This window comes from Micromonospora sp. M42 (assembly GCF_000568915.1).
In the GTDB taxonomy this organism is placed as follows: domain Bacteria; phylum Actinomycetota; class Actinomycetes; order Mycobacteriales; family Micromonosporaceae; genus Micromonospora; species Micromonospora chalcea.
This window is the reverse complement of sequence record NZ_KK037233.1, coordinates 2648498-2649444: the sequence shown is the minus strand read 5'-3', so window position 1 is coordinate 2649444 and position 947 is coordinate 2648498. Positions and strand designations below refer to the sequence as shown.

The following is a 947-nucleotide window of genomic DNA, read 5'->3' as shown; positions in this document are numbered from 1 at the left end:
TGGGCCTGTCCCGCCGGCAGTGGCGCGGCATGCTGATGGTCGAGCTGACCCCGCTGGTGCTGGTGTCGGTGCTCACCGGGGCGGTGGTCGGCGCGTTGCTGCCGCTGCTGCTCACGCCGGTGCTCGGGCTGCCCGCCTTCACCGGCGGCGTGGACGTACGCCCGCAGTTCGAACCCGGCCTGGTCGCCGGGGTGTCGGTCCTGGCCATGCTGGCCCTCGGCTTCGCGATCACCGTGGAGGCCGTGAACAACCGCCGGATGCGCCTCGGCGAGGTGCTGCGGCTCGGAGAGGAGAGCTGAGATGACCGCGACCGCCGAGACGTCCGTACCGGACCTGGCGTCCCTGCAGCAACGCGCGGCCGAACGGGCCGCGCAACGGGCCGGAGGGCGGGACCGGCTGCGCGGGCACATCGTCTGCGACGGCCTGGTACGCATCTTCAAGACCGAGGGCGTCGAGGTCGTCGCCCTGCAGGGCCTCGACCTGGTCATCGACCGGGGTGAGCTGGTCGCGATCGTCGGGGCCTCCGGCTCCGGCAAGTCGACCCTGCTGAACATCCTGTCCGGCCTGGACACCCCGACCGCCGGCATCGCCCGGGTCGCCGACTACGACCTGCTGTCGCTGTCGAACAAGCGGCGGCTGGCGTACCGGCGGGAGGTGGTCGGCTTCATCTGGCAGCAGACCGGCCGCAACCTGCTGCCGTACCTGACCGCGTTGGAGAACGTGGAGCTGCCGATGAAACTGGCCGGGCGGGCCGGCGGGCGGCGCAAGCGGCGGGAACGGGCCCGCGAGCTGCTGGACATGGTCGGCGTCGGCTACTGCGCGGACCGCCGTCCGGGCCAGATGAGCGGCGGCGAGCAGCAGCGCTGCGCGGTCGCCGTGGCGGTCGCGAACGACCCGGAGATCCTCTTCGCCGACGAACCCACGGGTGAGCTGGACGAGGCCACCGG

1 protein-coding gene and 1 pseudogene are annotated in these 947 nt (G+C 72.8%); both read left to right on the top strand.

All coding sequences use genetic code 11. The features are described 5' to 3' along the window. Positions 1 to 299 (top strand): annotated as a pseudogene (locus tag MCBG_RS11910) (hypothetical protein); the annotation flags it as partial. Between the two features lies 1 nt (position 300). Then, on the top strand, positions 301 to 947 hold a 647-nt coding region (locus MCBG_RS11905), incomplete at its 3' end, for an ABC transporter ATP-binding protein (RefSeq protein ID WP_043330519.1).